This window comes from Sphingomonas sp. UV9, assembly GCF_004101245.1.
In the GTDB taxonomy this organism is placed as follows: domain Bacteria; phylum Pseudomonadota; class Alphaproteobacteria; order Sphingomonadales; family Sphingomonadaceae; genus Sphingomonas.
This window is the reverse complement of the sequence record NZ_SCIN01000003.1, coordinates 389,340-409,291: the sequence shown is the minus strand read 5'-3', so window position 1 is coordinate 409,291 and position 19,952 is coordinate 389,340. Positions and strand designations below refer to the sequence as shown.

At 65.6% G+C, this 19,952-nt stretch carries 19 protein-coding genes; 13 read left to right on the top strand and 6 right to left on the bottom strand.

The genetic code is table 11. The features are described 5' to 3' along the window. The first annotated feature begins 116 nt into the window (after positions 1-116). Positions 117-287 carry a hypothetical protein gene (locus EQZ23_RS19865; RefSeq protein ID WP_164913464.1) on the top strand — a complete coding sequence of 57 codons (171 nt, stop codon included), beginning with the start codon at positions 117-119 and terminating at the stop codon, positions 285-287. Between the two features lie 135 nt (positions 288-422). After that, entirely contained in the window at positions 423-611 is a 189-nt protein-coding gene (locus EQZ23_RS14290) for a hypothetical protein (RefSeq protein WP_128455101.1), read from the top strand. A gap of 106 nt (positions 612-717) precedes the next feature. Here EQZ23_RS14290 and EQZ23_RS14285 read toward each other — a convergent pair whose 3' ends face one another. Together EQZ23_RS14285 and EQZ23_RS14280 are read right to left on the bottom strand one after the other, a co-directional pair. Next, positions 718-2,040 carry a hypothetical protein gene (locus tag EQZ23_RS14285; RefSeq protein ID WP_128455100.1) on the bottom strand — a complete coding sequence of 441 codons (1,323 nt, stop codon included), beginning with the start codon at positions 2,038-2,040 and terminating at the stop codon, positions 718-720. Beyond that, complete coding sequence (locus EQZ23_RS14280) at positions 2,040-3,176, bottom strand: acyltransferase (RefSeq protein ID WP_164913463.1); 1,137 nt, start codon at positions 3,174-3,176, stop codon at positions 2,040-2,042. Before EQZ23_RS14280 ends, EQZ23_RS14285 begins: the two co-directional genes overlap by 1 nt. Positions 3,177-3,496: 320 nt before the next feature. Between EQZ23_RS14280 and EQZ23_RS14275 the strand changes: the two genes are divergently transcribed. From EQZ23_RS14275 to EQZ23_RS14255, 5 genes are all read left to right on the top strand, one after another. Then, positions 3,497-4,825: a hypothetical protein gene (locus EQZ23_RS14275; protein WP_128455098.1), complete on the top strand. Its 1,329-nt coding sequence runs from the start codon at positions 3,497-3,499 to the stop codon at positions 4,823-4,825. Then, positions 4,822-5,406, top strand: a complete 585-nt coding sequence (locus tag EQZ23_RS20495; protein WP_128455097.1) for a DapH/DapD/GlmU-related protein — start codon at positions 4,822-4,824, stop codon at positions 5,404-5,406. Before EQZ23_RS14275 ends, EQZ23_RS20495 begins: the two co-directional genes overlap by 4 nt. Continuing rightward, entirely contained in the window at positions 5,403-6,647 is a 1,245-nt protein-coding gene (locus EQZ23_RS14265; RefSeq protein WP_128455096.1) for a glycosyltransferase, read from the top strand. The genes EQZ23_RS20495 and EQZ23_RS14265 overlap by 4 nt, the downstream gene beginning before the upstream one ends. Then, positions 6,622-7,866, top strand: coding sequence for an acyltransferase (locus EQZ23_RS14260; RefSeq protein ID WP_128455095.1), 1,245 nt, complete (start codon positions 6,622-6,624; stop codon positions 7,864-7,866). The genes EQZ23_RS14265 and EQZ23_RS14260 overlap by 26 nt, the downstream gene beginning before the upstream one ends. A 111-nt stretch (positions 7,867-7,977) precedes the next feature. Next, positions 7,978-8,448 carry a hypothetical protein gene (locus EQZ23_RS14255; RefSeq protein WP_128455094.1) on the top strand — a complete coding sequence of 157 codons (471 nt, stop codon included), beginning with the start codon at positions 7,978-7,980 and terminating at the stop codon, positions 8,446-8,448. A 65-nt stretch (positions 8,449-8,513) separates the two neighbouring features. Here the strand turns inward: EQZ23_RS14255 and EQZ23_RS14250 are convergent, their stop codons facing one another. Next, the gene (locus EQZ23_RS14250) at positions 8,514-9,806 is read right to left on the bottom strand and encodes a glycosyl hydrolase family 17 protein (RefSeq protein WP_164913462.1); all 1,293 of its coding nucleotides are present in this window, start codon (positions 9,804-9,806) and stop codon (positions 8,514-8,516) included. A gap of 160 nt (positions 9,807-9,966) precedes the next feature. Next, complete coding sequence (locus tag EQZ23_RS14245) at positions 9,967-11,355, bottom strand: exopolysaccharide biosynthesis polyprenyl glycosylphosphotransferase (RefSeq protein ID WP_206364262.1); 1,389 nt, start codon at positions 11,353-11,355, stop codon at positions 9,967-9,969. Between the two features lie 306 nt (positions 11,356-11,661). Here EQZ23_RS14245 and EQZ23_RS14240 point away from each other — a divergent pair, with 306 nt between their 5' ends. Then, positions 11,662-12,663, top strand: coding sequence for a glycosyltransferase family 1 protein (locus tag EQZ23_RS14240; protein WP_164913461.1), 1,002 nt, complete (start codon positions 11,662-11,664; stop codon positions 12,661-12,663). 42 nt (positions 12,664-12,705) lie between these two features. On the opposite strand, the gene EQZ23_RS14235 is transcribed toward EQZ23_RS14240, so the two are convergent. Beyond that, positions 12,706-13,914, bottom strand: coding sequence for a glycosyltransferase family 4 protein (locus EQZ23_RS14235; protein ID WP_128455091.1), 1,209 nt, complete (start codon positions 13,912-13,914; stop codon positions 12,706-12,708). Between the two features lie 230 nt (positions 13,915-14,144). On the opposite strand from EQZ23_RS14235, the gene EQZ23_RS20490 reads away from it, so the two are divergent. The 3 genes from EQZ23_RS20490 to EQZ23_RS14225 are packed head-to-tail and all read left to right on the top strand — an operon-like array spanning position 14,145 to position 16,088. After that, positions 14,145-14,279 carry a hypothetical protein gene (locus tag EQZ23_RS20490; RefSeq protein ID WP_276318476.1) on the top strand — a complete coding sequence of 45 codons (135 nt, stop codon included), beginning with the start codon at positions 14,145-14,147 and terminating at the stop codon, positions 14,277-14,279. Then, a complete protein-coding gene (locus EQZ23_RS20485; protein WP_164913460.1) occupies positions 14,276-14,833 on the top strand; it encodes a hypothetical protein in 558 nt (185 codons plus the stop codon). Before EQZ23_RS20490 ends, EQZ23_RS20485 begins: the two co-directional genes overlap by 4 nt. 43 nt (positions 14,834-14,876) lie before the next feature. Beyond that, a complete protein-coding gene (locus EQZ23_RS14225; RefSeq protein WP_164913459.1) occupies positions 14,877-16,088 on the top strand; it encodes a glycosyltransferase family 4 protein in 1,212 nt (403 codons plus the stop codon). A 56-nt stretch (positions 16,089-16,144) separates the two neighbouring features. Here EQZ23_RS14225 and EQZ23_RS14220 read toward each other — a convergent pair whose 3' ends face one another. Continuing rightward, entirely contained in the window at positions 16,145-17,623 is a 1,479-nt protein-coding gene (locus EQZ23_RS14220) for a hypothetical protein (protein ID WP_128455088.1), read from the bottom strand. 171 nt (positions 17,624-17,794) lie between these two features. Here EQZ23_RS14220 and EQZ23_RS14215 point away from each other — a divergent pair, with 171 nt between their 5' ends. Together EQZ23_RS14215 and EQZ23_RS14210 are read left to right on the top strand one after the other, a co-directional pair. Beyond that, positions 17,795-19,081 (top strand): outer membrane beta-barrel protein, encoded by a 1,287-nt coding sequence (locus EQZ23_RS14215; RefSeq protein WP_164913458.1) that lies wholly within the window; start codon positions 17,795-17,797, stop codon positions 19,079-19,081. Between the two features lie 19 nt (positions 19,082-19,100). Then, entirely contained in the window at positions 19,101-19,943 is an 843-nt protein-coding gene (locus EQZ23_RS14210) for a polysaccharide biosynthesis/export family protein (protein WP_128455086.1), read from the top strand. The last annotated feature ends 9 nt before the right edge of the window (positions 19,944-19,952 follow it).

Sequence of the window (19,952 nt, the reverse complement as noted above, 5' to 3'; positions counted from 1 at the left end):
TCCGCTGATCGGACGAACCGACCGCTTCGTCTGGCGAGAGATTTCGGGTCGCATCATCTAGGACAGCTCTCCGTACCTTGGTCTCGTACTTTTTAAAGTGACCCAAGGGAGCTGCCGTGTCCGACATACTAGAACCGATCGACTATGAGGCATTGGTGCTCGCCAAACTCGAGGACGCAGCACAATCTTCATCGTTGAGCGAGCGGCGCGGGCATCTGGACCAGGCTGCGGTATTCGCCGCGAAGGGTGAAGCGGCCCGGTACGCAGGAAACGGCTGCCGCTCCTGAACGACCATGCGGCGCGACGACGGGATACGCCGCGCCCCAAGTATTGCCGCTGTGAAATCTACCCCCGCGGCTGATCGTTTCTCGTCACGCGCTACCTCCGTCTTACGCTTAGGGAGCGTGAAACGGAGAAATGCGATGATAGCTGCTGAGGATTGTAGTGCTCCCGGCACCGACCGGATTTGCGAGAATAGCGCCTATCGTGCGGCCCGCGCGCAATGGCATCGCCAGCGCGCCGCGATCGCGACGGACAGCAGCATCAGGCTGCTCCACGAAAAGTTCGCGGCCCTGTACAGCGCGTGCACCGAAACCGAGCAGGCGGTGTAGCGCTGGATCGGCACGGACTCCGGTCCGGTCCTGATTCCACACGGTCTCGCCCGGATTCCGGAGACCTTTCTGCGGCTGTTAGGACCGGTCCGCGTGCCCCATGCGGTCAGGACGTGGCCAATATCGTCTCGCCCGACCCTTGCGGCTTGCGGATGCGGCGCCACCCGCCGGTCTCGGTCATGAACGCGTCGCTGAACGCATAGCCCATCATCAGCGTGGCGAACGCCGGGCCATAGCACTGTACCGTGATCGCGTAGACGTTCAGCATCATCAGCAGCAGCAGCTTGGTACGGTCCACCGTCCTGAAGCACGAAACGAACACGCCCGCGACGATGACGAGGAATGGAATCCCCAGCATCAGATAGGTCGTCATGTAGAAGTTATCGACCGGCACGTTGTAGTTGGCCATTTCGGAGAACTTCATTGGATAGGCGAAGCAGCCAAGCCCGCAACCGATCAGGAGCCCGGCCGGGAATATCTGTTGGAGATAGGTGAAGGGCAGCTGCCAGCTGTTGTCGATCCGGTCCTGGAGACTCATCAGCTTGGACGACACGTTCTGCAGGTCCGCACCCGCCAGGGCAAAGACGAGCACGAACGGCACCAGCACGGTCAGGAACGAGAATTTGGCGAGGAGACGATCGACATCGAGCCGATTCTTCGCCGGGATCAGGACGTCGACCACGATGAGATGCAGCGTGAACATCGCCAGCGTCAGCAACGCGGTGCGGTTGGTCGAGATCTGGATCGCCCACAGCATCAGCGGGATGATCAGGAGATTCATCCATTTGGGCACCCAGCGATAGACCATCATGTACGGGAACAGCACCATGAACGCAGCCATCGTGCTGTCGCCCGCGAAGCCGCCATATCGCACCTTGCCGTCGATCCACCACACGCGCGAGATGTTGCGCAGGCCGTTGAAGCTATCGATATCCGCGCCAACCCAGGGATAGTCGATATGCGGCGCGAAGATCAGGCCGATGATCGACACCGCCGACATGACCGCGAGGCAGATCCGCACTGCGGGCAGGCGCACGACGCTGCGTCCGCAACAGATGAACCCGACGAAGATCGGCATGAACGACTTGACCGACGACGCGAACATCGCCGGCGTCCAGGACATGAAGATGATCGACACGGCGGCCGCCGAGATCGTGCTCAACGTCGCGACGATCGCAAACGCCGAGCGCTTCTGGATCGCGTAATGCCAGATGAAATAGGCGAACGCGGCCATCGCCAGAAGATCCGGGACGAACCACAGCGGCGACAGATGCGCCAGCTGCAGGAGATACCGCAACATCCCGGTCAGCGCGTCGCGGATCGCGAACATGCAAAGCACGACGGCAGCGCATGTGAGCGCCAGATCGTTCTTGGCGACCGTGCTGCCGGCATCGTCCGTCATGTCGGACTTATACCATAGACTTGCCATCAGCGAGATTCCGGTTCTGCGGTGACGATGACGCCGGCACGGCCCGGCGCGGGTTGGCCGTCTCCCATACCGGTACTGCCGAAGCGGCTCCAGCGTCGGTTGAGAAAGGCGAGCATCGGCTTTTCGATCACGCGGTGGACGATCACCGCGCCGATCAGCGCACCGACGATCGCGATCGGCAGGAGCAGCACGGGCGCACGCTCGAACAAACCAAGCTTCTGGGTGATCACCTCGGCCACCTTGATCGCGATCGGGTGCGACAGATACAGCGCGTAGGAGGCATCGCCGCCAGCGACCAGCAGCCGGGTCAGGCCGGACGGCGCGACATGCTGCCCGCCGACCGGTTCCAGCCCGAGCACCGCGGCGGCCATGATCAGGGTCGCCGGAATGCCGCCGGTCACGATCCGCCCGATCGTGTCGTACGCGCCGGTCTGATACCCGATCACCGCAAGCACCAGCGCGAGCGGCAGCATCGCGAACGCGATCGGGCGGGGAATGCGGACGCCCTTGAGGAACAGGTGCGCGAGCACGATCCCCGCAAGGAACTCGCCGGTCAGCGGATAGCCCCAGAAATGCAGCATCCGCCAATCGAGCGGTGCGAGATGCGCGACCGCCATCAGCCCGAGGATCGCGGCGAAGATGATCGCCAGCCCCGCGGTGCGGCGAAACGGCAGCGCGACCGCGAACACGACGTAGAACATCATCTCGTAATTCAGCGTCCAGCCGAGCGTGAACACCGGAAAGCAATAGTCGCCGCACACCGGGCCGGGCAGGAACAGATAGGAGAACAGGATGTTCGTCGCCCCCGGTCGCGGCGCACCGCTCGCGATCAGGACGACCAGCGCGAGCGTCGTGAACAACCAGTAGAGCGGCGCGATCCGGATCAGCCGGCGGCGCAGGAAATCGGCGGCGGCGCCGGCATTCCCGAACCGGTCGTGCATCATGTAATACATCACGAAGCCCGAGATGACGAAGAAGACGTCGACGCCGAGCCCCCAGTCGAACGGAATGAAGCCCCAGGTCCCCGCACGCGCGCCGATATGGTCGACCAGCGCGTGCTGGCTATGCCCGCACAGCACCAGGAACGCCGCGAGGAATCGCAGGATCTGGAGGCTGTCTATCCGGCCGAGACGCATCGGGAACACCTTCGTTTTTGGGCAGAAAGACCGTGGTCCGGGACCTCGCGCCCCGGACATGCTCACTGCGGAATGGACTATAGAAGGTCAATTGCGGAAAACTATGCCGCAGTGCAGCACGACCCGAAATGAAGCAGCGGGCATGCGACGCGCCGACCGGATTTGGCGACGTAGCGGGGGATACGGCCCCGTCCCGCGATCGCCGCGGGTGGACGTAGAGGGCCGAAATCGCCTACGGGCATGCTGTAGTGCAGTATGACCCGGCAGTCGGCCGGCGATCGGATCTGCGCCGATGCCCTAGCGGAGACGCTGCCTCCATCATGTCTGTGTTACTGACACGATTGATCCGCGGCGGCGCGCCGAACATGGCTCTGCGCGGCTCGACGCTCTTTCTGCGATTCGCCCTGTCCTTCTACATCGTCAGCCAGTTGGGCCTAGCGTCGGCGGGTGTCTACGGCCTGGCGATCGGCGCGATCGGCATCGTTCCGGCGACGGTTGGCTGGGGCCTGAACTATTTCGTGTCGCGCGAAGTGGTAGGGCATACCCCCGCGACCGCGGCGCCACTGATCCGCGATCGCCTGATCATCACCGTCTCGTCGTTGCTGGCAGGCACATTGATCGCGGTGCCCGTACTGATCTGGCAGACCGGCGGGATCACGCAGACCCAGATCCTGATCCTGATCCTGCTGTGGCTGGAGACGCTCGCGCTCGACATCTACATGCCGATGATCGGGCTGGAACTGGCGCTGTTCGCCAACGTCCTGGTGTTCGTGCGCTCGGCGCTGTGGATTCCGATCGTCGTTGGCATCGGGTTCGCCGTGCCGGCGCTGAAGACCCTCGACATGATCTTCATCGGCTGGATCCTCAGCCACCTGCTCGCGATCGCGATGCTGTTCGTCTATCTCCGGCGCTGGCCGATGAAGGCGGGCCTGCGCGAGGAGAAAAAGCTGCGGGTGCTGGTCAACCGCGCGCGCCGCGCCTGGTACATCTATTTCAGCGATCTCGGCATCGTCGGCTTGGGCTATGCCGACCGCTTCATCCTGAACGCGCTGCTCGGTCTGGTCGCGACGGGTATCTACAGCTTCTATTTCTCGATCACCAACGCGCTCCAGACATTGATCTCGACCGCCGTGGTGCAGCTTGCGCTCCCGCGGATGGTGCGCGCGTTCCGCGGCGGCAATCCGGCCGAGTGGCAGGCCGAACTGCGCCGTCAGATGATCAAGACGCTGACCTTCGCCGCGGTGTTCAGCATCGGCATCTTCCTGGCGACCGAGTTGATCTTCTACTTCGCACCGCCGGGCCGCTTCCCGGTGTTCCGCGTGCTGCTCGCGATCATGCTGCTCGCGGCGACGATCCGCTCGGGGTCGGATCTGCTCAACGTGTCGATCACCAGCATGGGGCGCGACCGCATGTACGCGGTCAACAACGTCGCCGGCGTGATCGTCGCGATCGCGTTCGGCACGGGCTTCATGTATTTCTTCGGGCTGATCGGCGCCGGCCTGTCGGCGGCCGCGACCGCGAGCACGCTGTTCATCGTTCGTTTGGTGTACCTGCGCCATGTCCTGAGCAAGATGAAGCAGCCCGATCCCGCGCCCGGCCCACGAATGGCTACGGCAAACGATCCGGCAACGGGGATGCCGCAGCCATGACCGATACTCGTTCGCAGTCGGCGTGGCGCGCCTGCGTCGACCATGTCCGCGGTGATCTGATCCGCGTTGCCAAGGTCGGCGGCCGGCGGCCGGGCAGCGCGTTTTTCGTCTACGCGTGGCTGTTCCTCCCCGGCTTCCGCTTCATCCTGGCACACCGTATTCAGCGGCTGCTGGCAGCGATCCCGGTGGTCGGCCGGGTCGTGGCGCGGTTGTACTGGGCACGGACCTGTCGGCGATCCGGATCGGAGATCGCGGCGATCGCGAGCGTCGGTCCCGGCTGTTACATGCCGCACCCCTATGCGATCGTGCTCGGCGACTGCACGGTGGGGCGCAAAGTCGTGATCCTGCAATGCGTGACGATCGGCAAGCGCGGCGACGATGCGCCGCGCGGACCGATCATCGGCGACGATGTCGAGATCGGCGCGGGCGCAACCATTCTCGGACCGATCACGATCGGCCACGGTGCCAAGATCGGTGCCAATTCCGTCGTGTTGAAGGACGTGCCGGCGGGCGCGATCGCGGCCGGATCGCCGGCGCGGATCCTCGGCGCCGCCATCCGTTCGAGCATCGGCGCGCAATGAGCGAGCTTGCGGCGTCAGGTCGCGCAGTTTTGCGCGTCTTCTATATCGGTGCCGGCGATCCTGTCGCCCCGCGATCGGGGATGGACGTCGTCGCCCGTGCGCATATCGGCGAACTGGCAGGGTCGCCCGCGGTCGCGCTGACCGGCGTGTTCGTGACGCTGCCCGCCGATGCTCCTGCGCCCGCGTTCGGCGGCGTCACCGGCTATCGTGCGGATACCAGGACGCCCTCCAAGGCCCGCAAGCTGGCGCACCTGCTGTCGGGCAAGCTGCTGATGAGCATCGGCTTCGTCTCGACACCGGCGCGGCAAGCGATCAGCGCGGGGTTGGCGGCGGGACCAGATTTGATCGTGGTCGATCATATCCAGGCGCTGGCGAACGTATCGATGTGGCGGCTGGTGCTGGGGCGGACACCGTTCGTGTTCATCGCGCACAACGTCACGCCGGACACGCTGGTCGACGGCGCACGGTTGCGCAAATCGCGTCTGTCGGCGCTGTTCCTGCGCATCGAGGCGGTCCAGGCGTGGCTGATCGAGGCGCTGCTGTTGCGGCGTGCGGCGCGGACCGTGTTCATCTCCGACAGCGATGCGCGCCAGTATCGCGGGTTGACCGGCGCGCGCGGCGTCGCGCTGTGCCCGGTGATCAATCGTGCGGACGTCGCCCCGGTATCGGCCACCCTGCCCGTGCCACAGGACATCGCGCGCGACCGCCGGCGGGTCCTGTTCATCGGCAGCCCGGGCTTCCCGCCCAATCGTGCGGCGATCGACTGGATCACGCGCTCGCTCGCGCCGGCGCTGCTCGCGCTGGATGCACCGGCGATCGTGACGTTCATCGGCAAGGGAACGCGCGATCACATCGGCACGCCCGCCGCGAACGTCGAAACGCTGGGCTTCGTTGCGGACGACGAGATGGAGCGGCTGCTCGGCACCTGCCTGTGCATGCTCAGCCCGGTCGTCCATGGCAGCGGGTTGAAGATCAAGATGCTCGAGGCGTTCGCCGCCGGAGCGCCCGTGATGGCGACCCCATTGTCGTTGCAGGGATTCGATTTCATGGGCGTGGACGCAGCGCTCGACCTCGACCGGCCCGAAGCCGCCGCCCGCCATATCCTGGCGTTGGCGCAGGACCCCGCGGCTGTCGAGGCGGCGCGGACGCAGGTACGCGAGCGCTGGGCCGCGCATAGCCGGCAGCGCGAGGGCGCACTGGTCGATACGCTGATCGATGCACGCGCGACCCGGGCCGGATGATGGCCCCATGCCGAACCCCAGCCACGAACACGGAGCGGGCATCGTGATCGAGACGCAGACGCGCGCAGCATCGACCGGGCCCAGCGGGACGTCGCGCGGGACGCTCCGCGGGACAAAGATCAGGGTGCTCGATCCGAACCTGTCGATCTATCTCGATCTGCTGCGCCTGGTCGCCGCGTTCGAGGTGGTGCTGGGCCATGCCCGGCATTTCGTGATGCCCGGGCTGCCCGGTTTCATCTCCGGCCATACCGGCGAAGCGGTCGCGGTGTTCTTCGTGCTGTCGGGGTTCGTGATCGCCTTCGTCGCGGAGGAGAAGGAGCACAGCCTTCGCGCCTATGCGACCGCGCGCCTGTCGCGGCTGTATTCGGTGTGCCTGATCGCGCTGTTGGTGGGCTTCGCGTGCGACATGATCGCCAACCGCTTCGGCGTGGTACCGTTGCGCACCCATAGCTTCTACGATCCCGCCTATCTGGCCAATTTGCCGTTCGCGCTGACCTTCACCAACGAACTCTGGTTCAGCCACCGCGTGTTCGGCAGCAACGAGCCCTATTGGTCGCTCGGGTTCGAGGCCGCCTATTACGTCATCTTCGCGGCGTTCTTCTATCTCGGCCGCATCCGCGGCGCACTGATCGGCGTCCTGCTGATGATCGCCTTCGGGCCAAAGGTCGTCGCGTACATGCCGATCTGGCTGTTCGGCCTGCTCGCCTATCGCTTCGTCCGCGCGGGTCGGGTGACGCTGTCGAAATGGCTGGCGCTCGGCATGTTCGTCGCGACGATCCCCGCGTATTTCCTCGTCAAGCGGACGATGGAGCATTGGGCGTGGCCGATGTACGAGCCGGGCAGCGCATCGGAACTGGCCAGGAGCTTCGTCTATTTCGCGCTGGTCGGCGTGGTGATCACCATCAACATCGTCGCGTTCCGCCGTGCCGCCGAAGGCCGCACCGTATTCCCCGCGACTCTCGCGCGCGCGATCCGTTGGCTGGCGGGTGCGAGCTTCACGCTCTACCTCATCCACCAGCCGTTCCTGATCATGCTGACGTCGCTGTTCCCCGGCTTGCGCACCCACCTGCTCGGCGGACCGGTCGCGATCGGCGGCGCGGTCGTGCTGGCCTTGCTGATCGCCGAGGTTTCGGAGCGCCGCAAACGCGTGTTCCAGCGGATCGTCGGCAGCCTGCTCGGGGCGCCCCCTCGCCACGAGCAACCAAAGTCGGCCGGCTAGTTCGCGCTAATATTAGTTAATAAAAGAGTAACGATGAAATAATAGGATTTCGTCAATCCATGCCACCTAGATCGGCCGATGGGTCAGCGGTCTGCCCCATTTAGGGAACGCATGGTGGCAACTGCTCATAATCTAATCTCGTTTGCCGATACGGTCGAGCGCCGCGGCGAGACCCGGGTGTCGCTGGCGCGGACGGGCACGTTGCGCCTTGCGGAGGAGTTGCCCTCACGCGAAATTCGTATCGCCGATCTCAATCGCGATGGCTGCCGGATCGAGTCGCTCCTGCCGCTGGCGATCGACCAAGCCGTGACGATCGGGATCCCCGGCGTGGGTCAGCGGTCCGCGCGAATCTCCTGGGCCGGGCGTTCGGATTATGGCTGCCACTTCGACGTCGCGCTGCCCGCCGGTAGCGTGACGGCTGCGATGACCGACAACGTCCATGACCTAAGCCAGACCCATGCCGCGTTCCGCGCGCCCGCGACGTTCAAATGGGCACCGCGCGGTCGCCTGGTCCTGCTCGGCGCGCTGAGCCTGGCAGGCTGGACGGCGGTCACGATCGTCGCGGCACGCCTGCTGGCCTGATCCCCCCGAGCCACGGTGCGCCCGTCCGGCACGCTCGCCGGACGGGCGCACCGTCGACCAGATCGTCACATCATTCGATACCGGATCGGTGTGGCTTTACCGGCCAGCGATACCACCACCGGTCGCGACCCGATCGGGATCGTCGTGTCGCGTGGCCCGTCGGGCGCGCAGACCGTGCGATAGGGCGTCGGGGCGCCACCGAGCACGAGTTGCGCCGTCTGCGACGGCCGGTCGGTCCAGGCGATCAGCTTGCGCGACTGGCCATCGTCCATCCGGATCACGGTAAGCCCGGGTTGTGGCTGATCGACCCGCCAGCTCTTGGCGCGACCGATCAGGCGCGTGACGTCGCGGACCATGCAGGCGGCCGGCTTGGGCTTATAATCATAGGTGAACAGCCCGAAATTATCCTCGATATCGTCGGGACGCTTACCCTGGTCCTTCAACTGGTAGATCCAGACGCCGCGCATCCAGGGCGTCGCCGCCGACCAGAGCAGGAACTGCGCGATATTGTTGCCCGAATCGTTGCGCGCGATGTCGCAGGATCCGCCGTGCGTCGTCGGCCAGCCGATCTCGGTGACGTAGATCGGCATCGCCCGGCCGCCGCGGGTCGGCATCGCGCCGTGCAACGCCTGCATCTTGTCGATCGCCTCGTCCGCGGTGCGGTTCTCTGGACGCGCGCAATGATTGTAGTAATGCACCGACAGGCCGTCGGCACCCCGCAGTCCGCCGCCGCCCGCGACCGAGCGGACCCATTGCCAGCCATCGTCAGTGCCCGCCGCGCCGGCGAGAATCGTCGCGCCGGGCTGGGTCGCGCGGATCGCCGCAGTGGCCTGCGCGGCCAATCGGGCATAGGCATCGCCGCCGCGAGGATCGCCGGGTCCGGCGCGGCCGACCAGCTTGCCCATCGCCGGGGCGGCGTTGAGATTCCACTCGTTCCAGATCTCGTAGATCGGGCGACGCGCGGCCGTCTGCTGCGCGGCATCGCGGGCGAACCCGGCAAACGCGGCGCGGCCGGCATCGGTCACGGGAACGCCATCGCCGCCGATCGCGGGATTGGGATGATCGAGGATGAACAACGGGCGCGCGCGCGTCGCGGCGAGGAACGCGGCCTGACCCGGGCGCATGGTGCCCGGGGCGTTCATCCCTGCCCCCTTGAAGCCCGCCCACGTCAGGTCGTCGCGGAACGAAGAGGCGCCGACGGTCTGCATCGCCTGCGCGGTGCGCGCCGGATCATAACCATAGTCGCCGCCGATACCGAAATGCACGCCGACACCGACGATCAGCGGGACCGGTCGAGCGCTCAGCGGCCCGTCGGGGAGCAGCTTCAATGGACCGGGCGCGGACGTCATGGGCGCCATCGAGGCGAGGGCGATCGCTCCCCCCACCAGGCCGGAGACCGCGATCGCGGTTCGGGCAAGGATTTTCCAGGATGCGCGCGGCGACGCAAGGGATCGGTTGGACGGCATAGACTTCTCCTCGACCCCCGGATTTGGCGCTTAGCTCCCCCCGAATATCGGCTCAATAGGCGTTGCTGTGGACCAGTACGTTCATCGTCCGGAACAGGATCGTCACGTCGCGCATCAGGCTCCAGTCGTGGAGATATTCGAGATCGGCCTGGAGCCGGTTCTTGAGATCGACGTCGCGGTGGGTCGCGCCGCGGAAGCCCCGGACCTGCGCCAGTCCGGTGATCCCGGGCTTCAGCGCGTGGCGATGCCAGTATTCACGGTCGATTTCCCAGAACAGCTGGTTGCCTGCGAGCGACCCCAGTGCATGCGGGCGCGGGCCGACCAAGCTCATGTCGCCGAGCAACACGTTGATGAACTGAGGGATCTCGTCGAGGCTGGTCTTGCGGATGAACGCACCGACGCGGGTGATCCGCTTGTCGTCGCGCTGGGTCGAGGTGGACCCGCGCGAATCCGAATTCTCGACCCGCATCGAGCGGAATTTCAGGATGTGGAAGATGCGGTTGCCGCGCCCGATCCGCTCCTGGCGGAACAGCACGGGGCCGGGCGAGTCGAGCTTGACCGCGAGCGCGATCAGGATCAGCGCCGGCGAGATCGCGATCAGCACGACCAGCGTCACGATGACATCGAGCGCACGCTTTTTTGCCATGTCGGTATAGCTCAGCGGTCCGCGCGCCACGAGCAGCGTCTGCCGGCCCTTGAAGTTCTGCAACCCGAGCACGCCGAGCTTGCCGAAACCGGGCGACAGGATTTCGCCGTCGACATTGGCGCCACGCAGCAGCAGCGACCAGTCGAGCTGGCGATCCGCCGGGCATCGCACGACGACGCGCTCGTATTTGCTGACCATCTGGCCAAAGCGATTGAGCATGTGCGGGTTGCCCATGTCGGGCTCGATCCCGGCCTCCGCCGCAAAGATCGTGTCGCAGACCTGACGCTCGGCCCACTCGGCGCGCGGGACATCGTCGACGATCAGCAATTCGGCCACCAGCTTGGGCGCCGCCGTGCGACGCACGACGATCACGATCGCCATCCTGAACCCGGCCATCAGGATCATCGTGCCACCGAAACCGATTGCGAATGCGACCCGCGAGATCTCGTTGCCGGCCTGAACGAAGAAGATCAGCGTCAGCAGCGAGAACCCGGTGATCGCCAACGGCACGATCGCGCGGAGGATCGACTCCGACCCACTGGTGATCGCGGGCCGCGAATACGCTTTGTTGTTGAAAGCGATCAGCAGGTAGATCGGCAGGACCGGATAGGCGAGATCGATCCCGCTCAACGACAGCCAATTGTCGCCACGGACGAAACTGCCGATCGCGAAGCCGATCGAGATCGCCAACAGATCCGTGAAGATCAGCAGGCAATACAGCCGCAATCGCAAATTGCGTCGGTGGAGTGCACCGGCCAACGAAATCTCGCCGACATGCTCCATGGCTACATCCATCGCGTGACTAAATCCCTAGAAAATCGGCCACTGGTCAACCGACCGGTTTTCGCTGCGACGCAACAATGATAGCGGTTGACCCGTTGTGGATCAATCGCTGGTTATAGCCGGACAGGACCCCATGAAAGCTGAACGAGGTCGCCGAACCGGCCTATGCAACGCACCATGACGTCGCGCGGCCAACCGGCAACCAGATGGCGTCGCGCCGTGCCTATCGACGGACAGAATTGGAAAATAGAGATAATGATTGGGGTTAACGGTCGTTTCCTGGGTCGTACGGTCACTGGCGTCGAGCGATTTGCCCGCATGCTGCTGAACGAGGTCCACGACCGCGTCGCACAGGGCGCAGAGCCGCCGCGCTGGACTTTGCTGCTGCCGCCGGGCGTCGTCGCGCCGGCTGAATGGCCCCATTTTTCGGCCCGGACGATCGGCAAGGGCGGCGGCCATAGCTGGGAGCAGTTCCACCTGCCCCGGGCAGCGCACGGATCGACGTTATTGAACCTTTGCAATTCCGGGCCGGTGGTGCCGCGGCGTTCGCTGACCGTCGTCCACGACGCGCTCGTCTATGACCTTCCGGGCAACTTTTCGCGGCCGTATCGGACCATGCACCGCACCCTTGGACGCCTCATTGCGCGTCGCTCGCGGATTGCCACGGTATCGGGCTTCTCGCGCGATCGGCTCGCCGCGGTGCTCGGTCTCGACCCCGCGACGATCCCGGTCATCCCCAATGCCGCGGACCATGTCGATGCGATCGTGCCGGATACCGCGATCGTCGAGCAACTCAAGCTGACGCCGGGTCGTTTCCTGCTGTTCGTCGGATCGTTCGCGCCGAACAAGAACCTGCCTCGCGCGCTGGAGGCGTTCGCGCGCGTCGCACAGCCCGACGACCGACTGGTGCTGGTTGGCGCGGCGGTCAAATCCTTCTCGCAGAACGGCATGGATACGGTGCCGCCCGGCGTCATCCTGCCCGGCCGGATCAGCGACGCCGCACTGATGGGGCTATACCGCGGCGCGCGCGCACTCGTTTTCCCCAGCCTGTACGAAGGGTTCGGAATCCCGCCGCTGGAGATGATGCGCTTCGGCCGGCCGGTGCTGGCGGGCGACATCCCGCCGGTACGCGAAGTATGCGGGGACGCGGCGCTGTACGTCGATCCGATGTCGGTCGACGCGATCGCTGCGGGCATGGAGCGGATGCTGCGCGACGACGCGCTGGTCGATACGCTGGCGGCTCGCACGGTCGCGCGCGCGCATGCCTATACCTGGGCGGCGAGTGCCGACGATCTGATCGCCGCGCTCGCCACGGTCTGAGGCTGCACCGACCGGCCAGGTCGGCCGGTGCAGCGCGTCCGATCAGGTGGCCGGGTCGGCGGCGTCGCCGGAATAGAGCGCGATGTAGCGCCCGGCGACCGCCGCCTCGGAGAATTGCTCGAGCAAGGCCGGGTCGGCGGACCGCCGTGCGCGCCACGCGACCGGATCGGCCAGCGCGCGGCGAATCTGCGTCGCCAGCGCGTCTGGATCGTCCTTGGCATACATCTCGGCAAGCGGGGCCATCGGGCCGATCTCGGGGGTGCCGCCAGCGTCCGAATACAGCGTCGGCGTGCCCCGGGCGAGGCTCTCGATCATCGTGCGTGGCAGCGGTTCGGGCCAGGTCGAACCGATGATCAGCACGTCGATGCTGTCATAGAAGGCGTCGGCCTTGACGAACCCCATCCAGTCGATCCGGGGATCGGGATAGCGGGCCTTGAGCCCCTCGATATATTCGGTCTGGCCGCCGCCCGCGATCCGCAGGCGCCAGTCGCCCTCGACCCCGGCGATCGCGGTGAGCACGACCTCGATGCCCTTTTCGGGTTCGACCCGGCCGATCACGCCGAACACCAGTCCGGGCGCGTCCTCGCGTCCCGGCCGTTCGGCGCTCGACACCACCGCTGTGACGTCGGCGATGTTGAAGATCACCCGGCTCGGCGTGTCGCGGAAGAAGCCGTGGCGTTCGTGCGTGTCGATCACGTAGCGGCTGTTCGAGGCGACCGCGTCGACCAGCGGCGTGTTGTGCTTCTTGCGGTCGGTCAGCAGGCGGCAATCGCGGCACCGCTCGACGCAATCCTTGCGATCGCGGTACAGCGCCGCGCGCGCACACATCAGGCTGTAGTCGCGCAGCGTATGCACGATCCGGATATCGTTGGCGCGCGCCCAGTGCCAGATCTCGGTCGAGAAGCCCTGTAGGTTGTTGGTGTGCAGGACATCGGGCTTGATGCGCTTGGCCAGCGCGATCAGGTCGCGGGTCGCGCGGCGGTTGCGCCGGTCGCGCAGATGCCACAGCAACCGCGCGGGCTTCGACGGGCGATGATCGGGACGGAACGGCCAATAGAGGTTGCGCAGCGGCAGACGATGGACCGTGACCAGCCCGTCCTGCTCCTCGATGGTCGCGTCGCCGTCATGCAGCGAGGCGACGTGGACGTCGTGGCCCCGGGCCGCCACGGCGCGGCCGAGCAGCGCGACCGACCGCTCCGCGCCGCCGACCGACGACGGGGGGTACAACGTATTTACGATCAGAATGCGCATGCTACCCTTCGGATCGTTCCATGCGGCCACGCCGCCATGCCTACAGCAATGATGCCGCTGATTGAAATTTCCCGCGGACTGTCGCCGTCCCGGTCGATCGTTGCCGAATGCGAACCATGATCCACCGAAAATGACACGCCATCGATGTTCACTTCGCACGTGCGGTATCGCGTCGCCACCACTTCCTGCAACAACGAAGTGCCATGGCAAGAGGAAAAAAGGGGTCGCGCTTGCCCGATCCTTACAAAAAACGATACAAGTTCATCGGCATGGCCTTGCAGGGCTCGATGATTGCCGCAATGCATCAAAACCATCTCCACCGCCTGGGCATGCTGGCGAGCAACAAGGGTATCGTCCGTTCATGAAAACCGAGGGCAATGGCGGAGGAGCCGGTTTTCGTGCCGCCGTTCGTCGCGATCTGGCGTTGTTCGCGCATCACGAATCGACGCCCCTCACCCCGGCGTTCGCGGTGCGCATGGTGCTGTTGACGCAAGGATTCCAGTTCGTCCTGGCCCGACGGATCCAGGATGCGATGGCGCGCATTCCGATCGTCGGCCGGCCGCTGCGGCGAATCTGGTGGTGGTGGACCTGTCGCAAATTCGGGTCGGAGATCGCAATCGGCTGTACCGTCGCGGCGGGGCTCTATATCCCCCATCCGTACGGAATCGTCGTGGGCGTCTGCAACATCGACGAAAATGTCGTTATTTTGCAGAATGTAACGATCGGCTCTAGACATTCGCACAGTCCCGGGCATGCCCGAATCGGTCGCGGTGCCTATCTGTCGGCAGGCGCCGCGATCATCGGATCGGTTACAATCGGAGAGGGAGCCATGATCGGCGCCAATGCAGTCGTGTTGCGCGACGTGCCGGACGGCGCGGTCGCGGTGGGCGTGCCGGCCCGGATCGTCGGCGCGGCATGACCCATCACGTCGTTGCGCCGCGGACCCGCGAAGGGAGGACGCGATGCGCATCCTGAGCATCTCCGCCTTCTATCCGCCCTATGTGATCGGCGGCGCCGAGCTCTGCGCGCACAGCCTGACCTACTGGTTCGCGGCCAATGGTCACGAAGCCGCGGTGCTGACCGCGGCGCCGATGGTCGAGCATGAAAGCTGGGCCACGCCGCAGGACGGCTACACGCTGTACCGCGTCAACACGCCGCACATCTATCCGGTGTTCAGGGCCAGCCAGGCGCCCGGCTGGAAGAAGCCGGTCTGGCATCTCCAGGATCATTACGATCCGCGCAACGAGGCGATGTTCGAGAAGGTCATCGACGATTTCAAGCCGGACTTCATCCACATCCACTGGATTTCGGGGCTCGGCTATAATGGCCTGAAGGTGATCGGCCGTCACGACATCCCCACCGCGATCACGCTGCACGATCTCGCTTATGCCTGCCTGCGGACGACGATGTTCCGCGGCAGCGACGAATGCATCGAGCAATGCACCAACTGCCGCCTGAGCTCGAAGGTCAAGATGGGCCTCCTGCGCGAGATCCCGCGGCTGGGCTTTATCTCGCCGTCGCAGTCCAACCTCGACACGATCTCGACCCTGCTGCCGATCGAGGACTATCCGCGCTTCCATATCCTCAACCCGAATCGCTACCCCGCACCGCGCGTGACGCACCGGCCGGCCAACAAGGTCAGGCTGTTGTTCGTCGGTCGGCTGGAGAAGACCAAGGGGATCAATTTCCTCCTCGACCTGCTCGACCAGCTATCGGCCACCTACGACTTCCACCTCACCGTGCTCGGCAAGGGGCCGGAGGATCACGCCTTGCGCGCGGCCTATGGCGAACGTCCGTGGCTGACGATGCAGGGCCATGTCCCGCAACAGATCGTCGCCGACATCATGGCCGAGAGCGACCTGCTGGTGGTGCCGTCGCTCTGGGCGGAGAACTCGCCGGGCGTCGTCTTCCAGGCCCTGGTCAATGCGTTGCCGGTCATGGGCAGCGACAAGGGTGGCCTGCCCGAACTGATCGAGCCCGGCATCAACGGGATGCTGGTACCGCCCGGCGACGCAGAGCGGTGGCGCGCGGCGATCGTCGACGTGCTCGACCGCCCCGAACAACTGCTCGTGCTGCGCGACCAGGCGGCGAAACAGACCGAGCGCTACGATTATGACGGGCTGGCCAAGCAGATGCTCGGTGCCTTCGAACAGATCGCGGCCAGCAAGCGCTAGCACGGATCGAGTCCCCGGCGATCCCGACGAACATCGCGATCCGGTGCGAGGACGGCTTATAGCAGCCGGGCGTTGACCCCCAGCCGGCTGACGTTGGGAACGTCGATGACGACGGGCATCTCGCCAACCGCGACGCTGCGATCGGCAGAGACCGCGCCCGAGGCCTGGCACAGCGCGCGGCTGGTATAGGTGGCCGAGCCGCCGACGGTGACCCGGCCCTGGCGCCCCGTCACCGCGCTCCACGCCACGATCGCCAGGCCGCGCGGCGTCGTGACCCGGATGACCGTCAGGCCGCCATCGACGGTCTGCACCGCCATCGCCCTGGCCTCGGCGATCAGGGCGCTGGCGTCGGCGAACGCGCACTGCGCGGCCTTGGCGGCGTAATTGGCGTCGTAGAGCCCGAAATTATGCTGGATGTTGGCGGGGTCCGCGCCCGAATCCTTGGTTTCGTAATACCAGCTTCCCGCCACCCATGGCAGCGCGGCGGTGTGCAGCAGGAATTGCGGTACGTTCGTCGCGATCTTTGCCGCGCTCACCGCACAGGACGCCGTGCCCGCGGGCCAGCCCCATTCGGTGACGTAGAGGGGCAGATCGCGTCCGCCATTCGCACTGGCGACCTTGTCGTGCAGCGTGCCCAGGCGGCCGATCGCCTCGGTCGCGGTGCGATTGGCAGTGTTCGCGCAGTGATTGTAGATATGCGCCGACACGCCGTCGGCCTGCGCCGCGCCGCCGCGCGCCAGCACGTCGAGCGTCCACTGCCAGCCTGGATCGTCGCCGGCCGCACCGATCAGCACCTTGGCGCCGGGCGCCACCTGCTTGATCGCACTGGTCGCCCGGGCGGCGAGCGGCGCATAATATAGCGAGGCGCGATAGTCGGAGGCGTCGCCGGGGCCGACCAGCACCGGCCTGTCGCGAACCGCATTGCGGTTCCACTCGTTCCAGATTTCATACAGCGCGTCGCGACCGCCGGTCGCCGCGACCGCGTGCTTCGCATAGGTTGCGAACGCGGTCTGCCCGACCTCTCCCACCGGCGGCGCTGCACCGGGAATCCAGGGATTGCCGTTGTTGAGGATATAGAGCGGGCGGGCGCTGGTCTTGCCGAGGAACGTCGTCAGCGGCGTCGGCAGATGTGCACCGTTGACGTCCCAGTCGGGCGCCAGCGCATTCCAGAAGAGATCCTCGCGGAACGCACGGATGCCGGAGTCGGTGAAGCGTTGCGCGACGCTGTCGGGATCATAGCCAGCCAAGGCCGCATAGGAGAAATGGGTAGCCGAGCCGACGATATAGGCCGTGGTCCGGACGGGAAGGTCGGACGCTGCGAAGACGATCGCGGTCGCGCCGGACTCGATAGGCAGCGTGCTGGCATCGGAAGCACCTGGAGTCGGAGTCGCTGTCGGCGTGGGGGTCGGCACAGGGGTCGGTGCAGGGGTTGGCATAGCAACGGGAACGGTCACGACGGCCTCGGTCGACGCATCCGAACCACCGCCACACGACGCCAGCAACACACTCAACAGCGGCACAAAACGGCGAGCCATATCTTTCCCTCGTTGATGGCTACCCGCTAATTCCCAAGTTTTTAGATGCGGTTAATAGTCCGGACAGAATTAAACGTTTATGCGGCGGTGCAGCGTGATCTGAGACGATGGTCACGCTCGCTTCGACCCGGGCGTCTTGACGTCGTAGATACGAGAAGGCACGCAGACATCATGTTCGGTCGCTCCCCTCCTCGTCGGTCCATGCTGCGCTGCGGCAAGAAAAATGCCGGACGTCTCGGCAATCCCAAGCTGCGTGGTGTCGTGGCACAGGCGCTGGGAGCGACGGTGCTCGCCATGCCGCACGCGGCGCTCGCGCAGACCGAGCGCCTGGGCGTACCGCTGATTCCGATCCCGCTGCTAGGCACGTCGGGCGTCAATCAGCCGGGGCTGAGCGTGACGCCGACGGCGGAGGTCGCGTATGACGACAACATCTTCCGCACCAGCGAGGATCGCGCCGCACCGGTCGACGACATCATCGTCACGCCCGCGCTCCGCGCCTCCTATCAGCGCCAGCTCGGCCAGAACGATCTGCGCGTCGATGGCGATCTCGGGTACAGCTTCTATACCCGGAACACCGATCGCAGCCGGGTCCGCGCCGATATCAGGGGCACCGGGACGATCCGGATCGCCGGCATCTGCCAGATCCAGCCCGATCTGCGCTTGACCCGCCAACAGGCGGATTACGGCGACATCAACGGCCCGATCGACAATTTCCAGACCTTCTCGACGCTGGCGATGAAGGCCAGCTGTCCGCGCGCGGTCGGCTTCTTTCCGCTCGCCGAGCTGTCGCGCCGGACGACCCGCAACGACACGCTGTTCGATTTCGCCGACCAGACGCTCGTGTCGGCGGCCGGCGGCATCGGCTACGCCCGACCGAGCCTTGGACAGGCGGCGCTGTTCTATCGCTACTCGCGCGCGGATCGCCCGACCATCGGCGTCGTCAACCGGATCGACGAGGCCGGCATAACCTTCAACCGCGCGGTCGTCAGCCGCGTCGAGCTGTCGGTCGATGTCCATTACCTGCAGGCGAGCAGCAAGGGCGCCAACGTCCGCCCGTATCACGGTGCGGGCTGGGACCTCGACCTGGTATTCCGCCCGATTCCGCGGATCTCGTTCAAGGGCGAGGCCGGCCGGCGGATCGTCAACGACTCGCTCGTGCCGGCCGGGTTCACCGTCCAGACCGATTATGCGCTCAGCACCGAATGGCGGTTTGCCGAGCGGACGTTCCTGCGCGGCGGGGCCGTTCTAGGGCGGCGCCAGTTTCGCGGCGATCCCCTTGTAATTGCAGGACCTTTTTCGAGCGACCGCTTTTCAAGCCTGACTTTGGGGCTGACCCGTGCCATTGGCGAGCGGCTCAATCTGACTCTGGACGCGCAGCGCACCTCGCGCCGCACCAATACCGGGCTCAACAACTATGACGCCAACCGCGCTGCGGCCGGCGTATCGTACAGGTTCTGATATAATGACGAGGCACATCATGACAGGTAGCTGGCACTTCGTACGCCTGGCTGGCGCTTTTGCGCTGTCAGCGGTTCCGCTCGCCCAGACTGTGCACGCCCAGACTCCCGAGCCTGCACAGGCTCAGATGGCGCCCGGTGCAGCTTCGCCTGGCGCGACCGGGTCGGCGGCTAGCTCGTACGTCCTCGGTGCGAACGACGAGATCGCCGTGACCGTGTTCGGACAGGAAGCGATGTCGTCGAAGACGCGAATCCGCGCCGACGGCACGATCACCGCGCCGTATCTCGGCGTCGTCCAGGCGGCAGGCAAGACGACCGCGCAGCTCGGCACCGAATTGTCGCAGGCCTATGTGCGGGGCGGCTATCTGAGCAAGCCGTCGATCAACGTCGAGATCACTGCCTATGCCAGCAAGACGGCGACCGTGCTGGGCGCGGTCCCCAATTCGGGGCTGTATCCGATCGATCGGCCCTACACCGTGTCGGCGATGGTCGCACGCGCCGGCGGACCGCGGATCGATGGCGCCAATACGGTCATCCTGACCCCCGCCGGTGGCCAGCCGCAGCGCATCTCGCTCGCCGACCTCAGCGGCGGCGCCTCGCGGATGGTCCAGCCCGGCGACACGCTCTTCGTCCCGACCGCCGAGACGATCTATGTCTATGGCGAAGTCAACAAGGGCGGAGCGTTCCCGGTCCAGCCGGGCATGACGTTCCGCCAGGCGCTGGCGCTCGCGGGCGGGCCGACGCTGGCCGGCTCGGTCAAGCGGATCGAAGTGCGGCGCGGCGGGCAGAAGCTCGACAAGCCCGACCTCGATATGCCGGTCCAGCCCGAAGATGTGCTGGTCATCAAGGAAAAGTGGTTCTGATCGCCATGA